23 protein-coding genes and 3 pseudogenes are annotated in these 25,127 nt (G+C 62.8%); 18 read left to right on the top strand and 8 right to left on the bottom strand.

Annotated elements, in window-relative coordinates; genetic code table 11:
- Positions 1-59: 59 nt before the first annotated feature.
- On the bottom strand, positions 60-314 hold the full coding sequence (locus FBZ87_RS25355) for a helix-turn-helix domain-containing protein (RefSeq protein ID WP_145613376.1): 255 nt from the start codon (positions 312-314) through the stop codon (positions 60-62).
- 196 nt (positions 315-510) lie between these two features.
- The gene (locus FBZ87_RS25350; RefSeq protein ID WP_186454973.1) at positions 511-828 is read right to left on the bottom strand and encodes a helix-turn-helix domain-containing protein; all 318 of its coding nucleotides are present in this window, start codon (positions 826-828) and stop codon (positions 511-513) included.
- A 179-nt stretch (positions 829-1,007) separates the two neighbouring features.
- Here FBZ87_RS25350 and FBZ87_RS25345 point away from each other — a divergent pair, with 179 nt between their 5' ends.
- The 7 genes from FBZ87_RS25345 (at position 1,008) to FBZ87_RS25315 (ending at position 8,970) form a co-directional block, all read left to right on the top strand.
- Complete coding sequence (locus FBZ87_RS25345; RefSeq protein WP_145613374.1) at positions 1,008-1,361, top strand: hypothetical protein; 354 nt, start codon at positions 1,008-1,010, stop codon at positions 1,359-1,361.
- 122 nt (positions 1,362-1,483) lie between these two features.
- Positions 1,484-1,891 (top strand): hypothetical protein, encoded by a 408-nt coding sequence (locus tag FBZ87_RS25340; RefSeq protein ID WP_145613373.1) that lies wholly within the window; start codon positions 1,484-1,486, stop codon positions 1,889-1,891.
- Positions 1,892-2,025: 134 nt separating this feature from the next.
- Complete coding sequence (locus FBZ87_RS25335; protein WP_145613372.1) at positions 2,026-2,832, top strand: metallophosphoesterase; 807 nt, start codon at positions 2,026-2,028, stop codon at positions 2,830-2,832.
- A 3-nt stretch (positions 2,833-2,835) separates the two neighbouring features.
- Positions 2,836-4,365 (top strand): AAA family ATPase, encoded by a 1,530-nt coding sequence (locus tag FBZ87_RS25330; protein ID WP_145613371.1) that lies wholly within the window; start codon positions 2,836-2,838, stop codon positions 4,363-4,365.
- A 639-nt stretch (positions 4,366-5,004) separates the two neighbouring features.
- Positions 5,005-7,182 (top strand): type I secretion system permease/ATPase, encoded by a 2,178-nt coding sequence (locus FBZ87_RS25325; RefSeq protein WP_342780934.1) that lies wholly within the window; start codon positions 5,005-5,007, stop codon positions 7,180-7,182.
- A complete protein-coding gene (locus FBZ87_RS25320) occupies positions 7,169-8,629 on the top strand; it encodes an HlyD family type I secretion periplasmic adaptor subunit (RefSeq protein ID WP_211107184.1) in 1,461 nt (486 codons plus the stop codon). Before FBZ87_RS25325 ends, FBZ87_RS25320 begins: the two co-directional genes overlap by 14 nt.
- A 113-nt stretch (positions 8,630-8,742) precedes the next feature.
- Positions 8,743-8,970: a hypothetical protein gene (locus FBZ87_RS25315; protein WP_145613369.1), complete on the top strand. Its 228-nt coding sequence runs from the start codon at positions 8,743-8,745 to the stop codon at positions 8,968-8,970.
- Positions 8,971-9,839: 869 nt separating this feature from the next.
- On the opposite strand, the gene FBZ87_RS29360 is transcribed toward FBZ87_RS25315, so the two are convergent.
- Positions 9,840-10,145, bottom strand: coding sequence for a hypothetical protein (locus FBZ87_RS29360; protein ID WP_186454972.1), 306 nt, complete (start codon positions 10,143-10,145; stop codon positions 9,840-9,842).
- Between the two features lie 358 nt (positions 10,146-10,503).
- Here FBZ87_RS29360 and FBZ87_RS29355 point away from each other — a divergent pair, with 358 nt between their 5' ends.
- The 7 genes from FBZ87_RS29355 to FBZ87_RS25285 all read left to right on the top strand — a co-directional run bounded on the left by FBZ87_RS29355 (position 10,504) and on the right by FBZ87_RS25285 (position 17,919).
- Positions 10,504-11,988, top strand: coding sequence for a matrixin family metalloprotease (locus FBZ87_RS29355; RefSeq protein ID WP_186454971.1), 1,485 nt, complete (start codon positions 10,504-10,506; stop codon positions 11,986-11,988).
- Positions 11,989-12,093: 105 nt separating this feature from the next.
- Positions 12,094-13,701 carry a matrixin family metalloprotease gene (locus tag FBZ87_RS25305; protein WP_186454970.1) on the top strand — a complete coding sequence of 536 codons (1,608 nt, stop codon included), beginning with the start codon at positions 12,094-12,096 and terminating at the stop codon, positions 13,699-13,701.
- 550 nt (positions 13,702-14,251) lie between these two features.
- On the top strand, positions 14,252-15,067 hold the full coding sequence (locus tag FBZ87_RS25300; protein ID WP_145613366.1) for a sulfotransferase family protein: 816 nt from the start codon (positions 14,252-14,254) through the stop codon (positions 15,065-15,067).
- A gap of 4 nt (positions 15,068-15,071) precedes the next feature.
- On the top strand, positions 15,072-16,505 hold the full coding sequence (locus FBZ87_RS25295) for an alpha/beta hydrolase family protein (protein ID WP_145613365.1): 1,434 nt from the start codon (positions 15,072-15,074) through the stop codon (positions 16,503-16,505).
- A gap of 122 nt (positions 16,506-16,627) precedes the next feature.
- Positions 16,628-16,939: a citrate/2-methylcitrate synthase gene (locus FBZ87_RS30260; protein ID WP_425465739.1), complete on the top strand. Its 312-nt coding sequence runs from the start codon at positions 16,628-16,630 to the stop codon at positions 16,937-16,939.
- A gap of 52 nt (positions 16,940-16,991) precedes the next feature.
- The gene (locus FBZ87_RS30255; protein WP_425465738.1) at positions 16,992-17,162 is read left to right on the top strand and encodes a citrate/2-methylcitrate synthase; all 171 of its coding nucleotides are present in this window, start codon (positions 16,992-16,994) and stop codon (positions 17,160-17,162) included.
- 13 nt (positions 17,163-17,175) lie between these two features.
- Positions 17,176-17,919: an aconitase family protein gene (locus FBZ87_RS25285; protein WP_246134597.1), complete on the top strand. Its 744-nt coding sequence runs from the start codon at positions 17,176-17,178 to the stop codon at positions 17,917-17,919.
- Between the two features lie 38 nt (positions 17,920-17,957).
- On the opposite strand, the gene FBZ87_RS25280 is transcribed toward FBZ87_RS25285, so the two are convergent.
- Together FBZ87_RS25280 and FBZ87_RS25275 are read right to left on the bottom strand one after the other, a co-directional pair.
- The gene (locus FBZ87_RS25280; RefSeq protein WP_145613364.1) at positions 17,958-18,917 is read right to left on the bottom strand and encodes a relaxase/mobilization nuclease domain-containing protein; all 960 of its coding nucleotides are present in this window, start codon (positions 18,915-18,917) and stop codon (positions 17,958-17,960) included.
- The gene (locus FBZ87_RS25275; protein ID WP_145613363.1) at positions 18,910-19,284 is read right to left on the bottom strand and encodes a plasmid mobilization protein; all 375 of its coding nucleotides are present in this window, start codon (positions 19,282-19,284) and stop codon (positions 18,910-18,912) included. The genes FBZ87_RS25280 and FBZ87_RS25275 overlap by 8 nt, the downstream gene beginning before the upstream one ends.
- A gap of 395 nt (positions 19,285-19,679) precedes the next feature.
- Between FBZ87_RS25275 and FBZ87_RS25270 the strand changes: the two genes are divergently transcribed.
- Positions 19,680-19,988 (top strand): transposase, encoded by a 309-nt coding sequence (locus FBZ87_RS25270; RefSeq protein WP_211107182.1) that lies wholly within the window; start codon positions 19,680-19,682, stop codon positions 19,986-19,988.
- Positions 19,989-20,103: 115 nt separating this feature from the next.
- Positions 20,104-20,784, top strand: coding sequence for a transposase (locus FBZ87_RS25265; protein ID WP_211107180.1), 681 nt, complete (start codon positions 20,104-20,106; stop codon positions 20,782-20,784).
- 35 nt (positions 20,785-20,819) lie between these two features.
- Here the strand turns inward: FBZ87_RS25265 and FBZ87_RS25260 are convergent.
- The 3 pseudogenes from FBZ87_RS25260 to FBZ87_RS25250 form a co-directional block, all read right to left on the bottom strand.
- Positions 20,820-21,074: pseudogene (locus tag FBZ87_RS25260) on the bottom strand (transposase); the annotation flags it as partial.
- Between the two features lie 27 nt (positions 21,075-21,101).
- A pseudogene (locus tag FBZ87_RS25255) lies at positions 21,102-22,478 on the bottom strand (transposase).
- Between the two features lie 65 nt (positions 22,479-22,543).
- Positions 22,544-23,132 (bottom strand): annotated as a pseudogene (locus FBZ87_RS25250) (transposase); the annotation flags it as partial.
- Between the two features lie 189 nt (positions 23,133-23,321).
- Here FBZ87_RS25250 and FBZ87_RS25245 point away from each other — a divergent pair.
- Complete coding sequence (locus FBZ87_RS25245) at positions 23,322-23,822, top strand: hypothetical protein (RefSeq protein WP_145613361.1); 501 nt, start codon at positions 23,322-23,324, stop codon at positions 23,820-23,822.
- Positions 23,786-24,517, top strand: a complete 732-nt coding sequence (locus FBZ87_RS25240; RefSeq protein ID WP_145613360.1) for a hypothetical protein — start codon at positions 23,786-23,788, stop codon at positions 24,515-24,517. The genes FBZ87_RS25245 and FBZ87_RS25240 overlap by 37 nt, the downstream gene beginning before the upstream one ends.
- The last annotated feature ends 610 nt before the right edge of the window (positions 24,518-25,127 follow it).

The raw sequence follows: 25,127 nt of genomic DNA, 5'->3' as shown, positions 1-25,127 counted from the left end.
TCTGGTGGACTTTATTGCATAGGGATCGTTTCAGCGCCGACGAGCCTTCAGACGGCGACTCATTCAGTTGCTGGCGATGGCCGATGGATCAATTTACCGAGCACCAAGCAGGCATCCACATCCAGCGCCTGAGCCACTTCGATGAATTCCACAACGTCCAACCTCCGCTCGCCTCCTTCGTATTTCGCGACGAAAGACTGAGGGCGGCGCAGTCGGGTCGCCACCTCGGTCTGCGTCAGGCCCTTCGCCTTGCGCAATTCGATGAGTAGGCTTTGCAGTTGCTGTTGCTGGGGCGAACGAAGGGACTTGGGCATGAAAACCGGCGGATTGCGGAGGCCGATTTTTTCGATAATCCCAATTGCGGATTATCCCATTATAGGATAATGTGGTTTTATAAGCCCGACAGAGACCTAATCATAGGCCTACCATGACAGCCCTTCACACTCGCTACGCCTGCCTCGATGAAAAATATTAGTTGTTGGCGGGCAGCGCCCTCCGTCGGAAGCATACTCAGGCTTGTTTGCCCGGCCCTGCGGCCAACAATTCAACGATGGCGGCAGCAGTCGCCAACATCTTGTTGTCCAACTGCCGTGCAGCGTCGTTCAGACGAGCCATAGCTTCAGCCCGGTGGGGATCGTCCCCTTTTTCATCAACGAAGAATTCAGCCAAGGGTACGCCGAGCCCCTGCGCCAGCAGATCCAGCGTATCGTAGCCAGGCAGCGATACTCCCCGCTCCAGGTTCGAAATGGCATCGGGCGATCGGTCAATAAGAGCCGCTAGGGCTTCTTGACTGAGTCCCCTTCGGTTGCGGATGGCCTTGATCCGCATTGCTACGCGAGTTCGAACGTCCATTTCCGCATGATGAGCGGAAAAAGATATTGCCGGAACGGACTAGCGTACGGTATATTCATTGATATCCGCACGTAACTTCGGTTTTAGAATTTTCCGAAACTCGCGGTTCACGCAAACCCTTGCCACCTCTCCCACACACGCGGATTGCCTCCACCATGCGCTCCCTGCTCCGCACCACCACCCGCCTCACCGTGATCGCCGGCGTCGGCCTGCTGCTGACCGCCTGCGGCGACAACAACCCGGTGCTGGGGAAATGGGAGATGTCCAAGGCAGCCACGAAAGAGCAGCAGGACGCGGCCATCTTCGGTGAAACAGTCGAGTTCACCGCGGGTGCTATGGTTCCCAGCAACGGCTTTCCCGCCGTCCCGGTGACCTATAAGCACGATGGCGACACCTGGTTCATCGTCACAGCCGATGGTCACAGCATCACCGCCCACCGCACCAAGAACGACCTGACTCTCGAGGTCCCGATGCTCGGTTCCATCCCCTACGTCAAAGCCAAAGGCTAGGCAGTCGCCAAGGCGGCTGCCGTATTCCCCGCCCCCGGCCCCAGCCGGCGGCCCACCTGGATTTGTGGCTTGAAAGCCCGTCCGGTCCGGCCGCCGCGCGCCCAGACAGACGTAGGTGCATCATGAGATCAGTGACTGGACGACTCAGCCTTCTTGGCAATGGCATCGTTGCGGGAAAGTTCAGCAAGTATTCTGTGGTAAAGATCGGCAACACTGTGCTGAACAACATTCATATCGCGGAATCATTGGATAGCTTCCTCAACGTCCACGCCCAAGGCGATACGACCATTTATTGGAACGGAAACTGGCTGAGTGGCCGACAGATCCGGGCGATCAGGGCACCATCCGGCGACCTGTACTACCTCAAGAGGTCCCTTCTCTTCGTTGCCTTCAGCGTTGTTGTCAGCATCCTGACTATCCCCATCCTCGGGCTTGGTCTCCTGATGCTGCCGGCCCTGCTCGCCGACTTCAGCTATTGCCTCGCCGCTACCGAGTTCAAGGCCCAGGGCGGTATCCCGATCCCGCTCTGACCGCCGGATAAAGGAAAATCATCATGACCATGCGCGCCAAAACCAAACGTCCGCCGGTGGCCATAGCCACGGCTTAAGCGCGCCTGGGCTTCGCTGGCCTGGGCACTGCCCCAGGCCAGTTCCGGAGCCCCATCATGGTCCGTGTTGCCCTTTTTTCTGACCTCCACCTCGATTCCGCCCCCTGGACACCACCCCCCGACCTGCAGGCCGACATCGTCGTCCTGGCTGGTGATCTGAACGTCAAGGCCCGTGGCCTGCCCTGGCCCGATGCCAGGGCTGTGTTCGGCTGCGACCATGTGCTGGCCGTCGCCGGCAACCACGACATCTTCGGCAGCAGCATCGATGACGGCATGGATAGGCTGCGGACCAGGCTGGCCAGCCAGGGCGTAACCTTGCTGGAACGCGACGAGGCCGTCGTCCACGGCATCCGGTTCCTGGGTTGTACCCTCTGGACCGACGTCCGGTTGTTCGCCGGTGCCGACGACCGCCTGGTCAGGGCCGATGCCGCGATGTTGGTCGGCGACGCCTACAGCCCCCACATGCGGGACTATCGGCAGATCCGGGTGGCCGAGGGTGGCTACCGCCGCCTGCGCCCCTTGGACACGGCCACCCTCCACCGCCAGTCGGTGGAATGGCTGGAGGGGCGCTTGGCCGCCCCGCACAACGGTCCCACCGTCGTGGTCACTCACCACGCCCCGTCCGCCCGGTGCCTGCCGGCGTGGGCACAACAGGACCGGTGGTCCTGCGCCTACGCCAGTCACTTGGACTGGCTGGTGGAGCGATACCAGCCGGAAGGCTGGTGCTATGGCCACATCCACGACCCACCACCCAACCTCGCCATCGGCCGGACGCCCCTGTGGGCCAACCCCCGCGGCCATGGCGACAGCATTCACGACCACAACCCCTCTTTCGATCCCTACGGCTTGCAACAGGAGTTCTGAAACATGGACAATCTTGACTGCCTCACCATCGCCGATGTGGAGCGTTTGCTCGACACGGCGCCCGCCCACCCCGTCCTGCCCATCGACGTAGAGTTCGCCCGTCGGATGATCCTGGACACGATCGAGGGTACGGACATGGACCTGCAATTGGGGGGCACCCAGAGCAGTGACCATCAGGTCATCCCCGATGCCCAGACCGCCGCGTTACTGCTGGTACCGGGTGTTGGCTGGCTCCGGCCGGTTCGGGCGGCCCTCCGCCACCTGCTGAACAATCGGACGGCCGACGACACTGTCGATAACGTCGACGACCCGTGGATGGTGCCGGAAAGCCCCGGCCCCCTTTCGTGGGATACCGCAGGTGCAGCGGTGACGGACGCCTGGCATCGGGGACGAAGCGTGGTCGGGGTGGCTTTCTCAGCCGACGACCTGCCCCTCGAGTTCTGGTGCTTGCCGAGGCGCGGGCAGGCCCGGCTGCCGGGGCCGACGAACCTGCAGATCATGCAATTCATCGACGACCGGACGGGACAGTGGCCCAGTTTTTCCTGGGAACTGCTGCCGGACTCCTTCGCCGGCCAAGTGGTCCCCGGCGACTTGGCAGTGGGGTGGTACGACGGGATCACAGCCGACGATTGGCTGGCTGCGGTCCGTAAGTCCCTTGCCACACGGGCGAGTTTTCAGCGGGGAATGCAGGCGGCCACCGAAGCGCCGCCGGCACCTGAGGTTCAAGGACCTCCGGCGGGGCCGACGCTGGATCAACTGGCGGGAATGGATGAAGCGGTGGCTTGGGGGCGTCAGTTGGCCGAGGACCTGGCCGACTACCGCGCGGGCCGGATCGGGTGGGACGCGGTTGAGCACGGCGTCGTTTTGGCTGGCCCGCCGGGTACGGGCAAGACTACGTTCGCGGCGGCCCTGGCGCGCAGCTGCGGTGTGCCTCTGATCCTCGGCTCCCACGCCAGTTGGCAGGCGGCGGGACACCAGGGTGAGATGCTGAAGTCCATGAACGCCACCTTCGCCGAGGCCGCCGAGGCCGGCCCCTGCATCCTGTTCATTGATGAGATCGACGGTTTCACCAGCCGCGCGGCCAACTCACACGGGTACAACAGCACCTATCAGCGCCAGATCGTCAACGCCCTCCTGGAGCACTTGGACGGCGTGGCCGGTCGGCCGGGAGTGGTCGTCGTCGGGGCCACCAACATGCCGGAGGTGGTGGACCCGGCCCTGCTGCGGCCCGGCCGCCTGGAACGGGTGATCACCATCCCGGTACCGGACACGGCGGCGCTGATCGGCATCTTCCGGCACCACCTGGGGACGGACCTGCCCGGTTCCGATCTGTTCCAGGTGGCGGCCATCGCCGCCGCCGCCGGCGCCACGGGGGCTCAGGTGACGCAATGGGTCCGGGGGGCGAGGCGGGTCGCCAGGAAGGCGCGGCGGTCCATGCGCTTGGGTGACCTGATGCAGCAGCTGGCGTCGTTGGATCCAGCGGCTGATGGAAACGCCCTCGCGGTCCTCGTCCCCATTGGCGGGATGCAGTGAGGCACCCCAAGACCGCCTGCGGACGCCCGAAAGGGTACCGCAGGCGCTTTTACCCCCCGCTCAAGCAGGACAGTGTTGTGGCCTAGGCCGAAGACGTAGCCTATACAGCTTCGTTCGGACCCGCAGCAAACCCGCGCTATCTGTGCCGATGGCTATCACGGTCGCAGAGCGACCGTGATAGCCATCGCCTCGTGGCGACCGTAGTGGCTGTCGCCACGCATCAGAACATCGATGCGGGGCCAACGGGGCGCGGATGGCACGCACAATTGATGGGCGTTTACGCGTCGCTCCGGAAGCCACACTGATTATAAATGATAGAATTTTACAGAAACCACCGCCATTTGGATGCTACATTAGTATTCATCCGATCGATTCTCGATTCGGGCTCGATATTTTCTGCTGCGTCGCAATAATAATGCTGGCGCATACCGCAATTTTTAAATCGTAAAAATGTCAATTGCGCAGACTGAAGCGGGGCCTGTGACAGGATGACGCGAAATTTACTGATTTGACGTCTTTCTCTGAGTTTCTAGTTAACAGGATATATCTGGCACATTTGCAACTTTATTTTAATTGCGACGTAGCGAAGGCAGAGAAAGGCTTGGGCCGTTCGCAACTCCAGGAACGCGTCGCCCCGCTATGCATCATGGTGAAATGGATATGGAAGCCTCGCTGGGTGGCGACAGCGAAACGACGGCCAAAGGCGACGCCAATCTGCAGGCGCTGATTGCCTTATTCGCCCTTAACGGGGTGCCCGCCGACAGCGCCCAGTTGCGTCATGAAGCCGGTCATCACGGTGCCCTATCCCCCGCCGATTTAATTCGATTGGCCCGACGCAGGGGATTGCGCGCTAAAGAAGCGGCATTGGCTTGGGACCGTCTTGCGATAGTCGCCCTGCCGGCCATTGCAGTCCTGAGGGATGGGGCTTGCGCCTTACTGGTTCGCGCGGCGGCCGATCGCATTCTGATGGTCGATCCCGCTTCGGGCCATCCCACCGTGCTGGGCCGGGCGGAGTTCGAGACGCGATGGACGGGACGGCTGATCCTGGCGACCAAACGCCTGGGGCTGAGTGACCTGGGGCGGCGCTTCGACCTGGGATGGTTCTTGTCGGCCATGCACAAGTACCGCCGCCTGCTGGGCGAGGTGCTGGTGGCGTCCCTGTTCCTGCAAATCTTCGCCCTGGTGTCGCCGCTGTTTTTCCAGGTGGTGGTGGACAAGGTCCTGGTGCATCGGGGCGTCAGCACCCTGGATGTGCTGGTGATTGGCCTGGTGGCGGTCTCTTGCTTCGAAAGCCTGCTCAACGTCCTGCGCACCCACGTCTTTTCCCACACCACCAACCGCATCGATGTTGAGTTGGGGGCGCGGCTGTTCCGCCATCTCATGGCCTTGCCGTTGGCTTATTTCGCCAACCGGCGCGTTGGCGACAGCGTGGCCCGGGTGCGGGAGCTGGAGAACATCCGCAACTTCCTGACCGGCTCCGCCCTGACCTTGGTGGTGGACCTCGTTTTCACCGTCGTCTTCCTCACGGTCATGCTGGCCTATTCGCCCCTGCTGACCCTGGTGGTGGCACTGTCCCTGCCGCTCTATGCCATCATCAGCGCTGGTGTCGGTCCGCTGTTCCGCCGCCGGCTGGAGGAGAAATTCCGCCGCGGGTCGGAGAACCAGGCCTTCCTGGTGGAGGCGGTGGGCGGCGCCGAGACGGTGAAGGCCATGGCGGTCGAACCACAGCTGCAGCGGCGCTGGGAAAACCAGCTGGCGGAGTATGTCCATGCCGCCTTCCGCGTCACCAGCCTGGGCAATGTCGCCAGCCAGTCCATCCAGCTGATCTCCAAGCTGGTGTCGGCCGCCATCCTCTACTTCGGCGCCGGTGCCGTCATGGCCGGCAAGATGACGGTGGGCGAGCTGGTGGCCTTCAACATGCTGGCCGGCCGTGTCAGTCAGCCGGTGCTGCGCCTGGCCCAGGTGTGGCAGGACTTCCACCAGGCGCGGTTGTCGGTGGAACGGCTGGGTGACATCCTGAATACCCCGACGGAACCTCAAGCGACGCCGGGGCAAGCGGCGCTACCCGGTATCAAGGGCGAGGTGGTGTTCGACCATGTCCGCTTCCGCTACCGCCCCGACACGCCGGCCATGCTGGAGGATCTGTCCCTGACGGTGGCGGCAGGCCAGAGCATCGGCATCGTCGGCCCCTCCGGCTCAGGCAAGAGCACGCTGACCAAGCTGCTGCAGCGGCTGTACGTACCAGAAGGGGGCCGGGTATTGGTGGACGGGGTGGACATCGCCCAGATCGACGCTTCCTGGCTGCGGCGCCAGATTGGCGTGGTGCTGCAGGAGAACGTGCTGCTGGCCGGCACCATCCGCGAGAACATCGCCCTGGCCGATCCGGCCATGCCGCTGGACAAGGTGATGCGGGCCGCCAGAATGGCCGGCGCGCACGACTTCATCCTGGGCCTGCCGCAGGGCTACGACACCGTGGTGGGGGAACGCGGCGCCAGCCTGTCGGGCGGGCAGCGCCAGCGCGTGGCCATCGCCCGCGCCCTGGTCACCGACCCCCGCATCCTCATCTTCGATGAGGCCACCAGCGCGCTGGATTATGAGAGCGAGCGCGTGGTGCAGGAGAATCTGGCCGAGATGTGCCGCGGGCGCACCGTCTTCATCGTGGCCCACCGTCTGTCGGCCGTGCGCCACTGCGACCGCATCGTCACGCTGGAAAAGGGCCGGCTGGTGGAAGCCGGCAGCCATGAGGAGCTGGTCCGCGCCGGTGGGCGTTATGCCATGCTGCATCGCCTGCAGGGAGGTCTCCATGGCGTGGGCTGACGGCATCCGGGTGTTGAAGGCTGGCCGTGGCGGCGCCATGCCCCGGCGTCGGGGCGATGAGGTGGCCTTCCTGCCGGCGGCGCTGGAGATCATGGAGACGCCTGCCTCGCCCGTGGGACGCGCCATCGGCGGTACCATCATCGCCTTCTTCACCCTGGGTCTGGGCTGGAGCTGGCTGGGCCATATCGACATCATCGCCACCGCCTCCGGCCGCATCGTCCCCGCTGGCCGGGTGAAGGTGGTGCAGCCCCTGGAGTCCGGCATCGTCACCGCCATCAACGTGCAGGATGGCGACCATGTGACGGCAGGCCAGGCCCTGATCCAGCTGGACAGCACGACCACCACCGCCGACCGGGACCGCGTGGCGGCCGACCTGGCCCAGGCGCGTCTGGACGTGGCCCGCCTGACGGCCTTGCGCGCCGGCATCGCCGGCCAGCCGGTGGCCGCCGCGTTCATCCCACCTGCGGATGCGCCACCCATCTTGGTGGAGCGCGCCCGCGCCGCCACCCTGGCGCAGGAGGCGGCGCAGCGGGCCAAGGTGGCGGCGCTCGATCAGCAAATCGCCCAGAAGAAGGCGGAAGCGGAGGAGGTGGCGGTGACCACCGCCAAGCTCACCGCCTCCATCCAGCTGTTGGAGCAGCAGGTCGAGGTGCGACGCAAGTTGATGGAGATGGAATACGGCAACAAGCTGAGCTTCCTGGAAACCCAGCAGAAGCTGGTGGAAAGCCAGCACGAACTGACGGCCCAGAAGCAGCGGGTGGAGGAAGCCAGCGCCGCCCGCCTGGCACTGGAGGGACAGCGCACCCAGGCGGTGTCGGACTACAGCCACCAAGTGCTGGAGGATTTGGCCGCCGCCAGCCAGAAGGTGGCGGAGCACAGCCAGGACCTGATCAAGGCCGACCAGCGCCTGGTCCAGCAGACACTGGCGGCACCGGTGAGCGGCACTGTGCAGCAGCTGGCCGCCCATACCGTGGGTGGCGTGGTGACACCGGCGCAGTCGCTGTTGGTCGTGGTGCCGGACGACGTGCCCCTGGTAGTGGAAGCCAACGTCGACAACAAGGACATCGGCTTCGTCCATCGGGGGCAGGAAGTGGAGATGAAGATCGAAACCTTCACCTTCACCCGCTATGGCCTGGTGCGCGGCCGGGTGCTGGATGTCAGCCGTGACGCGGTAACGCCGGAGCGCGACACGGCCGGCGGAAATGCAGCCCAGCGTACGGGGGGTGACCCGGCGACCGGTGCCGAGGACCATCCGCCCAGCGCCACCCCCACCTATCTGGCCCACATCGCCCTGGATCGTACCACCCTGATGGTCGACGGCCGCGAGGAAGCGCTGACTACTGGCATGGCGGTGACGGCGGAGATCAAGACAGGACGACGGCGGGTGATCGATTACTTGCTGTCGCCGCTGGGTGAGTATGTGCACGACGGGATGAAGGAGAGATAATAATGTTCTCAGGTCAAATTAACGAGAGCCAGAAAAGAAAAAGGGTGGCTCTAATCTGCAATGGCATGGGAGCGAAGCTGTCGCAAATCCTTTTGCATGAAATCGGCCATGCATTGAACTTCGCTGACATCAGCGACCAGACCTCGGTCATGTGCTACATCCCAGGGGAGGGTAATCGCTGTCTGGACATGACCGACGTCAGCAGCGCCACCAGCTTGGTCCCGGCAACCCAGGCCAGCACTGCTTTCGACAGTGGCTCATCCTTGATTTTCTCCCTGGGCGCCGCCAACGACGACACCCGGCCCTCGACCTCGATCCTTCTGGCCGCCAGCGGCCACTGACACCGGCACGATAGCTCGGTGCGTCCTTCGGGTGGCATCGACCCAATTCAGTGGGTAAATAATCATGAAAAAACTAAATAAGGTGTTGGAGAAATGATCGACCACATTAATAGAGTGTGCATCTTATTTTTTATAAATGCTATTATTATTTGTTCTCCATTCATTGAGTTAATTTACGGTTACGGGAAATATAATAATATTGGTCCAATTATAAAAACTCCAACATTTATTATTATCTCAATAATATTAGTTATTCCGTGCATATTATCGATAATTCACACTGTATATTATTTAGTTCGCGCCAATAATTCTGGAATACGTCGAGATTTTAAAAAATTATTAGTGTGTTTGTATTTGGGCTTCGCTATGTCTGCGTGTATTATTTATTTAATTTTCCCAATGAAAGGCTAGAAAATGGCACTGCCCTCCCAAATTACATTTGGCATCACCGCAGGTGGCGGCGTTGACGTCGCCGTGACGGGAACGGGATCGACAATACAGGATGCCAACGTCGCCGCTCAGCTATCAGCTGCAGCGACTGGCCTCACAGCAGGCGTCAATCCTTATTATGCCGCTGCCGCAATTACAGCAGGGGAAGGGGCCTTCAGTACACAATTCGCTGTGATGCTCAACGATATTCATGATGGTAATTCGGCAAATTGGAATCTGAAATCGATTCAAACAGTTGCTGCGGATCTCCTGACTTTAGTGGGTGATGCCACAATTGTCGTAGGCGCCGTGGCCGGTTCCGTTCCAGGTGGTCAGCAGATCGGGACGGCAACGGAAGTGTTGGGAGATGCCATCACTGTTGCCGGCGTGGCTGCAAATCATTTTGATGTCATTGTCGGTCTGGCAAATTCAATAGGTAATCAGATAAATACCGGGATCCAGAATCTCGAAAGCAGCTTGAGTGCCGTCACTGGTGTTCTCAACAATGCCGCCGGCGCTGTTCCCGGAGCGTGGAGTTCATTACAATCGAGCCTCAACTCTGACATAAGCGCCATTACTAATGTCGCGAACAACTTGGGGTCTTCTGGTTTTTCAAGCGCGGCTAATGCTGCGGCCAGCACATTTAGCTCAACGCAGTCACAGCTTGCTAATACAGTAAATAGTTCTGGCATATCGCTGCAGGAATTAACCGACTCTATTAATGGTTTTAATTCATCGCTCAGCAATCAAACCGGATCGTTCTCCATAAACGACAATTTTACCATCAGCGGCGATGGATCTCAGGTCGGAGTCTCTTCATCTCAAAGCAATTCATCGGTATCAACGAACATATCTGGCGGAAATTTCACCGATAGAATAAACTATAGTAATAACTCAGGTGAAATACTTTCTGAGACCCAAAATATTTCGCAAAACGGCCCTGAATCTATTTCCGTTTCCGGAACCGGTGCCGATATTTATGCTGCCGATTCCTCCGTAAACATTACCTCTGGATCAACTGCTATTATTGGAGGATCGAACAATACGATCTCCGAGCAAGGCAGCAACACGGCTTGGGTTTACGGCGACAACAACACCGACAACATGGCGGCTAACAGTGGTGCCATCGCCGTGTTCTACGGCTCCAATGAGACGGTGAACGCTTCGCACGATTCAGTCAATGTCGGCACCAACTCTTCCGTTACAGTTAATGGTAGCGGCGACAATCTCGGCCTGATCGGTGCTAACGTCTCCCTGACCGCATCCGACGATACCGTCAACATGGCGTCAAACGTCACCGGGTCGGTGGTGTACGGCAACAACGATGACATTAACGCGGGCGCTGGGTTCAGCGGCAACGTCCAGGGTTCGCATGACACCGTGAACATGGACCCGAACAGCGACTCATATCTGGGCATCTACGGCACGGACCAGAAGGTCAACAACGACACCGGCAACGATTACGCCAATGTGGCCGGCGACGGCACCTCTGTGGACTTCACCGGCACCGGCAACAATTTCGGCGTCGTCAGCAACAACGACGACATCACCGCCTCGCACGACAACATCAACCTGCTGTCGGGCATTTCCGGCGATGATTTCGATGGCAGCTACGACACCTTCAATGCCGGATCAAACGACAGCTTCGATGTTGACGGATCGGACGATCATGTCAACGGCAACTCTTCGGACAATGTCGACTTCTCTGGGGGTGACTACAGTGGCGATGGCACCTCGGGCGGCGTGGGCGACGAGGATGGCGGTGGCTGGGATGGTGGTGGCGGCTTCTACGGCTATTATGGCGGCTATGGCTTCGCCGGCAACGCCGCCACGGTGAAGGCGGCGGTTGGCAAGGACGTTGGGGCCATCGCGTCCTATGACTTGGCCAACAGCAACCAGCCGGGCGCCACCGCGGCCGAGGCCGGGCTGAAGCAGGCGGCGTTCATCGCCGGTGCCACAGCCACCGTTGGCACGGGCAGCGCCGTGCTGGAAGGCGCCAAGTGGGATAGCCAGGTCGTCACCTGGAGCGTGGGCACCGGCGTGGACGAGGCTGCCGCCGCCCAGGCCTTTGCCAGTTGGGCCCAGGCCACGGGCCTGACCTTCCAGGAGGTCAGCGACCCCTCCAAGGCCAACATCCAGATCGATGCCGCCGACTTGGGAACGGACGGCACCGGCATCGTGGGCTACACCACCTACGCCGCCAAGGATGGGGCTCTGGCCCACGCCACGGTGCGGGTGGAGAGTACCGACCAGACGGCCCTGGTCACCAACGCCAGTGGGCAACAGGTCTATGCCGGCACGGACGCGACCCTGTCGCAAACCTTGCTGCATGAGATCGGCCATGCCCTGGGCTTCGCCGACACCAGCGACCAGGCCTCGGTCATGTACTACGCCCTGGGCGCCAACGACCGCGCCCTGGACACGACCGACGTCAGCGGCGGCACCAGCCTCTATGGCGGTGCCACCAACCTGGCCCAGCTGACCCAGGCTTCCGCCGCCTTCGACAGCAGCGGTTCGTCGGTCTCCTCCCTGGTCGCCGCCAACGACGACGCCCAGGCCTCCACCCTCCTGGCCGCCGGCGGCCACTGACCACAGCACCCGCAGCCTGCGCTGCTCAAGAGCGGCGCAGGCACGGTGTAACCTTAACGGAGAGACTGAATTATGGACGTGAGTGGTAATGCGGGCACAGTGTCCGTGTCAAACCAGACCATCAATGTGGCCGCTGGCTCCAGCGTTGTTATCAGCGGTAGCGGAAACACGATCATTGAGTCCGGCAACTCAACCATTTGGGTCTATGGCGACAACAACACCGACGACATGGCGACGAACAGCGGCGCCATTGCCGTTTTCTATGGCTCGAACGACACGGCGAACGCCTCGCACGATCTGGTCAATATCGGCGCCAATTCCTCTGTCACGGTCAACGGCAACGGCGACAGTGTCGGTTTGATCGGATCCAACGTGTCGGTGAATACGTCCGACAATACCGTCAACATGGTTTCCAACGTCACGGGGGCTGGGATTAACGGCAGCAATAACGACATCAACGCTGCCGCCGGCTTCAGCGGCAACGTCTCCGGTTCCCACGACACCGTCAACCTTGATCCCAATAGCGACTCCTATCTGGGAATTTACGGCACGGACCAGAAGGTCAACAACGACACCGGCAACGACTACGCCAATGTGGCCGGCGATGGCACCTCAGTGGACTTCACCGGCACCGGCGATAATTTTGGCGTGGTGGGCAACAACGACGATATCACCGCTTCACACGACAACATCAACCTGCTGTCGGGCATCTCCGGTGACGACATCGACGGCAGCTACGACAGCATCAATGCCGGCTCCAACGATAACATTGACGTTGACGGCAGCTATGACAGTGTCTCGGGCAACACCTCGGACAATGTCGATTTCTCCGGCGGGAATTATGCCGGCGACGGCACCTCGGACGGTGCCGGCGATGAGGATGGCGGCGGCTGGACCGGCGGCGGCGGCTCCTATGGCTACTACGGCGGTTACGGCTTCGCTGGCAGCGGCGCCACGGTGAAGGCGGCGGTGGGCAAGGACGTTGGGGCCATCGCGTCCTATGACCTGGCCAACAGCAACCAGCCGGGCGCCACCGCGGCCGAGGCCGGGCTGAAGCAGGCGGCGTCCATTGCCGATGCTGCAGCCACCGATGGCACGGGCAGCGCGGTGCTGGAAGGGGCCAAGTGGGACAGCCAGGTCGTTACTTGGAGCGTGGGCACCGGCGTGGACGAAGCTGCCGCCGCCCAGGCCTTCGCCAGTTGGGCCCAGGCCACGGGCCTGACCTTCCAGGAGGTCAGCGACCCCTCCAAGGCCAACATCCAGATCGATGCCGCCGACTTGGGAACGGACGGCACCGGCATCGTCGGCTACACCACCTACGCCGCCAAGGATGGGGCCCTGGCCCATGCCACGGTGCGGGTGGAAAGCACCGACCAGGCGGCCCTAGTCACCAACACCAGCGGGCAGCAGGTCTACGCCGGCACGGACGCGACCCTGTCGCAAACCTTGCTGCATGAGATCGGCCATGCCCTGGGCTTCGCCGACACCAGCGACCAGGCCTCGGTCATGTACTACGCCCTGGGCGCCAACAACCGCGCCCTGGACGCGACCGATGTCAGCGGCGGCACTAGCCTCTATGGCGACGCTACCAACCTGGCCCAGCTGACCCAGGCGACGGCCGCCTTCGACAGCAGCGGTTCGTCGGTTTCCTCCCTGGTCGCCGCCAACGACGACGCCCAGGCTTCAACCCTCCTGGCCGCCAGCGGCCACTGACCGCAGCACCCGCAGCCTGCGCCGCTCTTGAGCGGCGCAGGTACCCTGGAAGACAGGTCCAGGGATGGAATTCATTGAGTGTCCGCGCGACATGAATATTAAATAACCGGCGCAGGTTGATATGATGTATCGCCTAAATTCGTATATTTATTCAAAATATATATCAGATTCATTTTATAAAATTTCGGTTTTGCTTGCTCTTTCACTTGCTTCTTGCACATCAAATGACAAAATTGATCTCATCGATAAGCATGGCGACATTGTTGCCTGCAGGTCCGGAGACTATTTCCTCGAGGAAGGCGACCCCCAAGTAAGGAATCTGGGCGAATGTCTAAAAGCATGTGCCAGATATGGATACCAGCCAATAGATAAGAATAAATTTAACGACAACATTCCTGGGAATCCAGATCCAAGTTACACCGCGGAAATTCCGAGTAAATGCATGAGGGGAGCATCAAATTAACTGCTCCTCCTGACGGCCAGGGGCCGCTGACACCTGCACTGACGGCCGGCGTGCCCCGACGCCGGCGAGCTTGCCACGACGGTTCAAATGACTCACACAGTCCACGCCATCTCCGGCTTGCCCCGCGCCGGCTCTACGCTGCTATCCGCCCTGCTGCGGCAGAATCCCCGATTCTACGCGTCCATGACCAGCCCCGTCGCCATGCTGTGCGGGACCCTGCACCAGAAAATGGTGGGGGGTGAGTTCGGCGTCTTCTTCGATGATGACCGCCGGGCCGCGATGCTGCGCGGCGTCTTCAAGTCCTATTACGCGGATGTGCCTGCGGGCAGTATCGTGTTCGATACCAACCGCACCTGGACGGGCCGTGCGTCGGTGTTGGGCGAACTCTACCCCGACAGCCGTATCATCTGTTGCGTGCGGGATGTCAGCTGGATCATCGACAGCATTGAGCACATGCTGAACAAGAATCCGCTGCAGCTATCGCGCGTGTTCAATTTCCAGCCTGGCGCCTCGGTCTACGCGCGTGTGGAAACATTGATGAACTCCGACAGCGGCTTAATCGGCCTGGCCTGGAGCACTCTGCGGGAGGCGTGGTTCGGCAGCCAGGCGCACCGTCTGATCGTCGTGCCTTACGACCATCTGGTCAACGCGCCGGAGCGCACGCTGTCCCGCCTCTATGAAGCTCTGGGGGAGGCGCCCTTCGCTCACGATTTCGAGAACGTCGTCTATGACGAGCCGGACTACGACGCCCTCCTTGGCATGCCCGGCTTGCACAAGGTTCGGGAGAGGGTGGAATACCGGGAGCGGAAAACCTGCCTGCCGCCTGACATCTTCGCCAAGTACACCAGTGCCAACTTCTGGACCAAGCCGGAACTCAACACCAAAGGCGTGCGGATCATATAGGATTATGAAACCAGCGATTATTCTCCACATCATCATCGCAGCCTTCATTGCCGGCTTTCTTGGTGGCGCCATTAATGCTGCGCATGCGATGGACACGACGGATCCGCGCCCCTTACCGCCAGCGCCCTGGCATGAACAGGTCCTGATGGTGCCTGGTGATCCGGAACGGCCGGCGCAATTGCAGGTTACCTTGTTGCTGCCGGATGGGCCTGGGCCCTTTCCCCTGGCCATCATGAACCATGGCTCCGCTAAACGGCGCCAGTCCCCAAAAGACATGCCGCGCTACAGCGCGTCCCTCGCCGCCTATTATTTTCTGTCCCGGGGGTACGCGGTCCTGTTGCCCATGATGCGGGGGTTCGCCGGGTCTGGGGGCCGGATCCAGACACATGGCTGCAATTTGGCTGGAACGGCGGTAGAGGATGCCAAGGATATCCTGGCGGCCGCGGTCGCCTTGACTGACAACCAAGCCATCGACCTTCACCGTATCGTCGTCGCCGGCCAGAGCTTCGGCGGTTGGAACAGCTTGGCGTTCGCGGCCTTCAATCCCCCGGGAGTCAAAGCGGTGATCAATTTCGCGGGCGGCATGGTTGAGGGGGATTGTGATCGCGGCCGCGAATCCTTGGCGAAAGGGGCAGCGCAACTGGGCGCCTTGACCCACATTCCCAGCATCTGGTTCTACGGTGATAATGACAGCCTGTTTCCGCCCACCACCTGGCGCCTGATGCATGAACGGTACACCGAGGCCGGCGGCAATGCCCGCCTCGTGGATGTCGGCACATTCATGGACGACTCCCACCAGCTATTAAGCTACACGGAAGGCTTGGCGATCTGGGTGCCCCAGGTTGATGCTTTCCTTTCGGAGCAGGGGCTGCCCAGCCAAAACCTACATCCGGAGTACCTGCCAACGCCATTTCCGCCCGCCAGCGGATACGCCGCCGCCACCGACGTGGACGCGGTGCCCTATCTGAACGATAAGGGGCGAGAGCTTTACCGGCAATTCCTGACGAAACCGCTGCCTCGCGCCTTCATCTTGGCGCCGCATGGTTTCTCCGGCGCCTTCGACCAGGGTTTCGACCCGATCGCCCGCGGGCTGGATGCGTGTCGAAAGGTGACCGAGGGGTGCCAACTTTATGCGGTGGACAATGATGTCGTTTGGACACGCCCAACGCCGGCACCGGCCCCCAGCGGTTTCGCCACCATCGATAACGCAACGGCTGTGCCTTATCTGGATGGTCGTGGGCGAGAGGGCTATATCCGATACACCACGCTCCACCGTCCCAAGGCTTTTGTCATCGCGCCGGATGGCGGATGGTATTTCTCCAGCGGCACCTTTGATCCTATCGCCCAGGCCATGACCGGTTGCTCGGAAAAGCATCCGGGATGCCGTCTCTATGCCGTTGATGGTGATGTCGTCTGGGTGAACCAGGCCACGAACTGATGCTCGGTTTCCAATGGCCTATTTCACCGCGAAAGCGGCACGGAGGGCGTTTACGCAGACGACGTTCACATTCCATTCGTAAGCGGTGCGCAGCCCCCACGTGGCTCGGAATTCCTGGGCGTGTGACCATTCGGCTTGTCGGAGGAGGCCCAGTTGGGTCATTTGGCCATCGCCGGCGCCATCGGCATGCTGGGCTGAAGCAACGTGGCGCCGACGAGGTCGCCTTCGAGATCCAAAAGCGCTACGGGACGCCGGACGAGGCAGAGGCCGACATCCGCGCCTCGGTGGAGCGCCGGGAGGTGATCGGCTTCGGCCACCTGGTCTACACCGTCTCCGACCCGCGCAACGAGGTCATCAAGCGCGTCGCCCACAGCCGGTCGGTGGAGGCGGGCTCCACCCGCATGTTCGACATCGCCGCCGGCTGGAGGCGGTGATGTAGGAGGTGAAGCGCATATTCCCCAACCTCGACTGGTTCTCAGCTATCACATGATGGGCGTGCCCACCGCCATGTTCATGCCGCTGTTCGCCATCGCCCGCACCTCCGGCTGGGCGGCGCACATCATCGAGCAACGCATCGACAAGAAGATCATCCGCCTCAGCGCCAACTATGGCGGGCTGGACAGCCCCGCCTTCGTGGCCATCGACCAGCGCCGTTGAGGGCAAACCTGCCATGAACGCCCCCTATCGCAAGCCGCAGCCCGGCACGGCGCTGGACTATTTCGACGCGCTGGCCGCCGTGGACATCCTCCGCTCCGGCGCCTGGGCCGGGTTGTCCTATGTCTGCCACGTGCTGGCGGAGCAGTTGGTGCGCCGCTGCGACCCCGCCGTACTGACCGACGCCTTGCGTCAGTTGGTGGAGCGGCGGCGCGACCTGGATTTCCCCTGGTACCCCGCCCGTGTCGTCTGCCATGACATACTGGGCCAGACGGCCCTGGTGGACCTGGCGAGCCTGCGTGACGCCATCGCCGGCCAGGGCGGTGACCCCGCCGAGGTCAACCCGGCGGTGCCCACGCAACTGATCGTGGACCATTCGCTGGCCGTGGAATATGCCGGCTTCGACTCCCACGCGTTCGAGAAGAACCGCGCTGTGGAGGACCGCCGCAACGAGGATCGCTTCCACTTCATCGACTGGACCCGGCGCGCCTCCGAGAACGTGGCCGTCATCCCCGCCGGCATGCACCAGATCAACCTGGAGAAGATGTCGCCGGTGATCCTGGTGCTATGCAAAGCACACCAGCGGCACGAATTGCGGCAGACTGTTCGCGGCGGCCTTGTCGTCCCGACACGCACTCCGCCTCGAACAGGACGAAATGGTGGAGTGCTGACCCATCGCCACCCGCCCAGGAACAGGAAGCTCTTCCTGTTGATCGCGATGCCGCGCAGGGAGCGTTCGGCGGGTTTCGGGATTGGGTAATGAGCTCTCATCCTGTTTGTCGCGCGGCAGGCCCCAATTCAAAATGGCGAAGGGACATCGTCATCATTCAATGGAAGGCTTTTTTCTGGAAGATCGCTGGGGAAGTACCGATCTGATTCATCGTTGCGACCAGAACCTCCAGAGCCGGCGGCTGCGAGAAGAGTGACCATGTCCAGGCAATCGCGGATTGCCTGCTGATCTCGGCTCCACGAATAACTGAGCCCCTTCTTGAACAGGTTATAGACGCTATACCCTTTGCCTAATGCACCTCCCCGCAGTACCACCCCGTCAAGTTCGAAGGAAAGGCCAGATAAATCGGTGCTCTGACGCGACATTTTGGGGCACACCACAACACCAGACCTTCGCATAGAGGCTACGAATTCAGTGAAGGTGGTTGTTCCTTTGGCCAGGGCTCTGTTGATGGCGGCGGCTATCTCAACCCGAGGAACGCGCTTACCCGCAAGGGCCTGCTGGATATCTATCTGAGAGAAAGCCATCGACTCAGTCATGACGTTTTCAGGTGCAAGCAGATGGGAACGCGCGACTTGGCAAAGTTCCAGTTCCTTTTCGAGGTCTCTCACAACCAACTCACCGCGCCGGAAGTCCCAGCTATCGGGCACAACTGAACCATCAGCGTTTATACGGCTCGCAGCGATATGAATATGATCGCCATCAGGCTGATCGTGGCGCACAATCGTATAGGCTTGATAGCCCATCGCCTGCGCCCATTTCTTACCAATACTGGCCCACTCCTGGTCAGTCAGCCACCGGTCACCAGGCGAGGAGCGGAGGCTACAGTGCATTACTGACCGCATCAGGTTGGGGCGGAGACGCCGGAGAGCATTATATTGCAAGGTCATGGTGAGGATATTGCCGCTCGACACCGTGCCTCCGACGACGGCCACCCGGTCACGTTTGCGGCCTGCATGATCCAGCTCGCCCAAAAGATACTCCAGCAGCCTCCGCATGTCTGCGCCACGTCCGATTTTTTCAAGCATCTGGATCGCCTCCGCCGATCAGCGTGGCGCCCAGCCTCTCAATCTGCATCTGGATTTCAATGATTTGGCCCATTAGCCCCGCTTCGTCCAGGTCGCACCATTCGCGCGTATACAACAGGATTTCGCGCAAATTGGTGGATAGGTTGGACAATTCTTCCCAGGCCGCCAGGTTGACAATGGACGGTGCAGCCGTGAGGCGCCGGCCTAAGGCGGCCCGTCGGATATAATCGCTGAAGGACAACCGGATGGCCTCCGCACGGCCTCCAATTGCCCGCCGCTCCTCGTTGGATAGCCAAATCGTGATTTGCCGGCGCCGATCGCCATCGGCTTTTCTTGGGCGTGCCATCATAACCTCCACCTCAATCATAGGCTGCTAGGCAGCCTGAAATACGCCGGGGCTAGGATGGCCAAGCCGCCACTAGCCGGAGGGCCATGGCACCCGCAAAAAAAAGCGGATTTACCCTGGCGACAGTAAGCCACACTCTGCTTCGCATCCTCGGATGCTCATAGCTGGCTGCTGCTCTCATTAGGCTAAGCGCGGGGCGGTGGAATGGCCGCAGGCTTTTTTTCCTGCGAACATCCAATCCCATGGATATCCGCTGAACACGGGCCCGTTGAGAATTGCCGCGAGGGGCACCGGCAGCGTAAGCGTCGTCTGAGGGCTGCCTTGTAGGAAGGTGGGCTGCGTGCTGAAAGCTACGTGTCGGCAGCGCTCACGGGTGTGACCGGCGTAGCATCGTGGCAAGCAGTGTGGTTTGCACCGTGGCAGTCCAACGTATCGAAGTCATCACCGGTGCCGGCGGGCGGCGCGCCTATTCGGCCGAGGAGAAGATTAACCTGGTCGGCGAGGCCCGTGGCGGTCGTGGTGCCGTCGCGGCGGTGGCGCGTCGCCATGGGGTGTGCAGCAGCCTGATCTACCGCTGGCGCCGTCAGATCAAGAACGGTGAGCTCACCCCGGCGGTGCCGTCTTTCATGCCGGTGCACTTGGTTGAAGCACCGCCGTCAGCCGGCACCGTGTCGCCCACCGTGGTGTCTTCCTTGCCGCCCTGGAACATCGACCAAGCATCCTGAGCCGGGCGCCAGGATCAACCCGCTCGCGCCGCAGCCGGCAGACGACGCTTACCCGGCAGCTGTCAGGGAACATCGTCAAACTGAGGTTTAGCACAATTGGAAAACATGGCTTGCTATGCTCAAGGGCCAAGCGCTCCAGAAGGCGTTGGACCGGGAGATCACCCAGGGGGCGCTGGATGATCCGGCCATCCGGCGGCCGATCACCATCACCGGTGTGAACCTGGCGGTGGCCAGCGGCCTGGTGGCGGCGATCGGCGACATCCGCCGCTTCGCCAGCCCGCAAAAGCTGGTGAGCTATTTCGGCCTCAACCCCCGTGTCCGCCAATCGGGACTGGGCGCCGCCCACCACGGCCGGATCAGCAAGGTCGGACGCAGTCATGCCCGCGCCATGCTGGTGGAGGCCGTCTGGGCGGTAGCCAAGGCGCCGGGCCCGTTACATGCCTTCTTCGTGCGCATCCGGGCCCGGCGCGGCCACCAGATCGCCGCCGTCGCCGTGGCGCGCAAACTGACGGTGTTGTGCTGGCATGTGCTGACCCGGGAGGAGGACTACCGCTGGGCACGTCCGGCCTTGGTGGCGGCCAAGACAAGGGGCATGGAACTCCAAGCGGGCCAACCCCAGCGCAAGGGCAACAAGGCGGGCCCCGCCCACGCCTACAACGTCAAAGCCCTGCGCGACCAGGAGATGGCGGTGGCCCGGCAAGCCGAGCAGGCCTATGAGCACTTCGTCGCCCAGTGGCAGGTCCACCCACGAGCGGACCGGGCGCGGCAGCGGCCCGATGCCGTCCGGAACGAATGATCAGGCGGCGTAGCGCTGTATCCCCACTACGGGCTGATCTCACCCGTGCTGTGCAGCTTGGCCCTATGGGCGGCGGGGAAGGACATGAAGGCCAAGACGTCATCCTCTACCTCGTCCATCAGGGCGGCCAGCTTGCCGACCTTGGGGCGGAGTTGGTCGGCGACCTGACGCCACTGGGTTCGGGCGGCGGAGGCATCGTCCTGGGCGAAGGCGGTGCCGATGAAGGCGGCCACGACGCGGCGCCCCTGCTTGCCGGCATGGGCCAAGGCGTTGCGCATAAAATGGACGCGGGGGCCGTTGAATATCCCCTCTCAGACTCAGGCGGGGCGCTGGGCGGGTGAGGCAACCGCGGCTCGCGTGTTGGTGACGACGTCGGCGGCACGGGTCAGCGCCGCCCAAAACACGAGCACGGCCATGGCCAGCCGCTTGAGGTTGATCGCGGCGGCGGCCAGATAGGCCTGCACCCGCATGTTCCAGAGGCCCCGGCGCACGGCGCGGGCGAGTCCGTGCCAGCTCTTCGCCTCGCCGTGGACGCCCTCCACCTTCCAACGGTGGCGGCGGTAGAACTCACGGTCCATGTCTGTCCACTGCTCCCGGCGTCGGCGCGCCCGCAGCAGCGCCGGGTAGTCATCTCCGACCACCACGGCCTTGTTGGCCCGGCCGCCCGAAAGGCACAGCTTACGCAGGTCGCAACGCCTGCAATCCCGGGCGCGTGAGGTGAAGAACCGGCCGTGCTTCACCGCCCGACCCGCTTTCAGGACCTTGCCGCGCAGACACTTCAGAATGTCGTGGCGGGCGTCGTAGCGAAACCGGCGCATGGGCACCGGCGAACGGATCGGCTAGGCCTTGGGTGGAATCACGGCTTGGGTCCCACGGCGCTCCAACTGCCCGTAGACCTTGGCGTAGGCGTAGCCGGCATCCGCTGTGGCGGTGGCCACCTTGGCGCCAGTTAGCGCCTCGACCCTGTCGAGGGCAGGCACCAGTTCCGCGCCTTCGTTATCCTCGCCCGTGGTGACGTGCACGTCCAGCACTACCCCGGCCTCATCGTCCACGGACGTGTGTTGCTTGTAGGAGGGTTCCAAGCGTCGCCGTCGACCACTGGTCGCCATGCTGGCGTCGGGGTCAGTGGTGCAGACCTTCTTGTACTTGCCCGTCTTCTTGGAATCCCGTTCGGCCTCGTCCACGGGATTCTCCTCGCCCACCTTGTCGACCCAGCGCTTGGCCAGGGCCTCCCAACTGACGTCGGCCCGGATGAGGGATGCGTCGACGTGGACCACCTCGCCCTTGGCCACCTTGGCGGCTAAGCAGGCCTGGACCGTCCTCTCGAACACCCGCCGGAACCGCAACTCGCCCCAGCGCTGCCGGATGCGGGTCAGGCTGGAATGGTCCGGCAGGCCCTCGGTCAGGCCGTAGCCGGCGAACCAGCGGATCGCGACGTTGACAGCGGCCTCGCGCATCAGGCGGCGGTCGTGGACGATGCCGAGCAGGAACCCGGCCAGCATGAACCGCAGTGCCGCCTCCGGGTCGATGCCCGGTCGGCCGTTGTCCGGGCTGTAGAGGTCGGCGACCTCCGCCCGCAGCCACGAGAGGTCCAGGACGCGGCCCACGCGGGCCAGGACGTGGTCGCCAGGGACAAGGTCGCGCAAAGAACCAGCGAAGAACTCGTACTGCTCCGGACCGCGCTGCACCAGCATCCCCGCCTCCCACCACCGGCTTGCCAGGACAGGGAATCACCGATGGCAGGCTTTTTCAACGGCCCCACGCGGCAACGCTGCCAGGTGGCGCGGAACACGCGGGCGACGGCAGCCTTGATGCCCTCATGGGCATCAGAGACGACCAGCTTGACGCCGCCCAAGCCGCGGCGCTTGAGCTTGCGCAGGAACTCCACCCAGAAGGTCTCGGCCTCGGAGGTGCCGATGTCCATGCCGAGGATCTCCCGCCTGCCGTTGGTGTTGACCGCCACGGCGATGGTGACGGCCACCGAGATAATCCGGCCGTTCTGGCGGACCTTCACATAGGTGGCGTCGATCCAGAGGTAAGGCCAGTCGCCCTCCAGGAGCCGTCCAGGAAGGTCTTCACCCGGCCGTCGATTTCCTCACACAGCCGTCAACCGTTACGCCGGTGGAGCGCACGCACCGCTTACGTTCCACCGTGCCGGCGCGGGTGTGCCAGTCGCGCTCACGGTAGCCGTTGCGTTGGAGCAGTCGGTCGGCCGACCGCTTGCCGTGGCCGGCGCCGGCCAGCGCTTGGACCTCCAGTTCCATCAACCGCTCGGCGGCAAAGCTGATCATCTCACGTAGGGCATCGGCGTCTGCGCCCTTTTCAAGCGTAAGCGTAAGCCGAGCCACGCCTTCTCAGGACGCTTTTGATAGGCATGCTGGCGCTCCGCTTGAGCTGTGGGTTGTTAGTCAGCGTGTAGCTTGTACGCCGATCGGCACGGTATCCATTTGATTCTATTGAAGGGTCACTGTGTCGCGCCGATTTACAGCAACGGGGAAACCAAGACCCTGGCCGTGCCCCCGTTGCTGGAAGTCGCCTTGGTTCAGCGATCTTGGGACTTGGTCCAGCGGCCCATCGCGGTTTTCCAGGATACCCGATACCTCCAATTCTCAGCCACCGAGACCGACGGCGCCATCGTCATGCCCGAGTTGGCCGCTCTGGGGCGCGACGCCGTGCGATCTCTCCGTATCGACGTCAAGTTCGGCCGGGGCGTCATCGAGCGGGCGGACGGCCTTTATGATGAGATCCCGCCCCGGATCGGAGCCGACGGCTCGGAAACCTACGTCTTCGAGGGGGCCAGCCCCGACGGCGACGACCCCACCGCATCACCCGCGACCGTCAGCATCACCCTGTCACCCCGCCCAGTCCAGATGCGCCCCGCCGATACCAAGATGCCGGCGGAGGAAGTGGACGAGGCCCCTTCCCACAGCCGCGCGCCCCGCCGGCCCCCAAGCTGGTCGCCGCGCCGGCCACGCCGCGGGCCGCCGCGGCCACTGACCCGATGGAAGGCCCCGTCGCCGACGGTGACGCTACCCTGATCATCGGCGGGCGGGTGCGCAGCGTGGTGGGCCTGGAAGTGGCCGCCATCGCCCTGCCCCGCCTGTCACCAGCTGGGGACATCCAGCGCTATACCCTGCGACTGGACCCGGCCAGCGGCCAGCCGGTTCGTCGCGCCGACATCGCCGGGCGTGCCTGCGTCCAATTGTGCGCCAGTGCCAAGAAGCCTGAGAGCCCGTTCCTCGCCCTCCCGGGGGAGGTCGACTGGTCCGTCATCCAGGCGCCCGCCACCGTGGCCGGGGGCATCGACCTGACAGCCGTGCCGACGGGCCTGCAAGACCACTATCATGGCTTCCTTCCCCTGCCGGACCCCATGGTGCTAACGCTGCCGGCGGAGGGCGGGGAATTGGGCCGCGCTGGCGACGGGACGCCCGGGCGCCTGGTGGTGGGCCTGTTGACACAGCCGGGCAGTCTGGTGCTGACCGGCGCAGACCAGGCCCCAAGCGCCACCTTCATTGAGCGCGTCGGCCTGAGCAGGCGCCACCTGCACATAGCCGCCCGGCGGAACGGCCGGATCGAGGTTCGGATGGCCCAGGGCTCCACCCCGGCCTGGCATCTGCGCGATGGACAGGTGATCGCCACCTTGCCGCTGGCGGGTCAGCCATCCCCGTCCACCAGTCTGGCCATCGAGGCGGGTCTGGTCGGCCCCTATCTCTTCCGCCATCGCCATATTTAAGGACGCCCCGCCATGAACGACAATCACGGCACCCCCGGATTCCTTTCCCGCCTGTTCGGCAGCGGCAGCGCCACGGGTGCGGACCAACAGCGCCAAGCGCCGCAACTGGCGGCCAGCCCCTGGCAGCGTGGCCTGCCCCCCTTCACCTTTCTGGAGGAGGACGCCCCGACCCTGATCCCCAATGGCCAGCCGATGTCAGAGGCGCCGCCGGCGGCGCTAGGCATACCGCCGGTCACCACCCCGCCCGCCGGCACGCCCATGGACTCGCCGTGCTGCACGGGGACCGGCCAGCGCGGCGGGGGAGGTGGCGAGGATGGTGCCGGAACCCTGATCCCCATCCCTGCCCTCTCGACCCAGCCATCGGCCACTCACCACGCCCTGAGGTTAGGCGGGCCTGGCTCTTCCCCTTCCCACCGCCCTCCCCGCACGCGCGACCGGGTGGCGTCTCCACCTCGACGGGCAAGGCCGGCTGACGGAGGACACGCTGGCCGCGATCACCGTGTTGTAGCGCCTGATCAGAAGCTCCAGCTGGCGCGCAGGACGCCGCCGTGGCTTTGGTAGTCGTGGCGGTATTCGCCGTTGTACTCCAGGCGCAGGCTGAAGGCTTCGC

Source organism: Nitrospirillum amazonense (genome assembly GCF_007828035.1).
GTDB lineage: Bacteria > Pseudomonadota > Alphaproteobacteria > Azospirillales > Azospirillaceae > Nitrospirillum > Nitrospirillum amazonense.
This window is presented reverse-complemented; position numbering and strand designations above follow the sequence as displayed.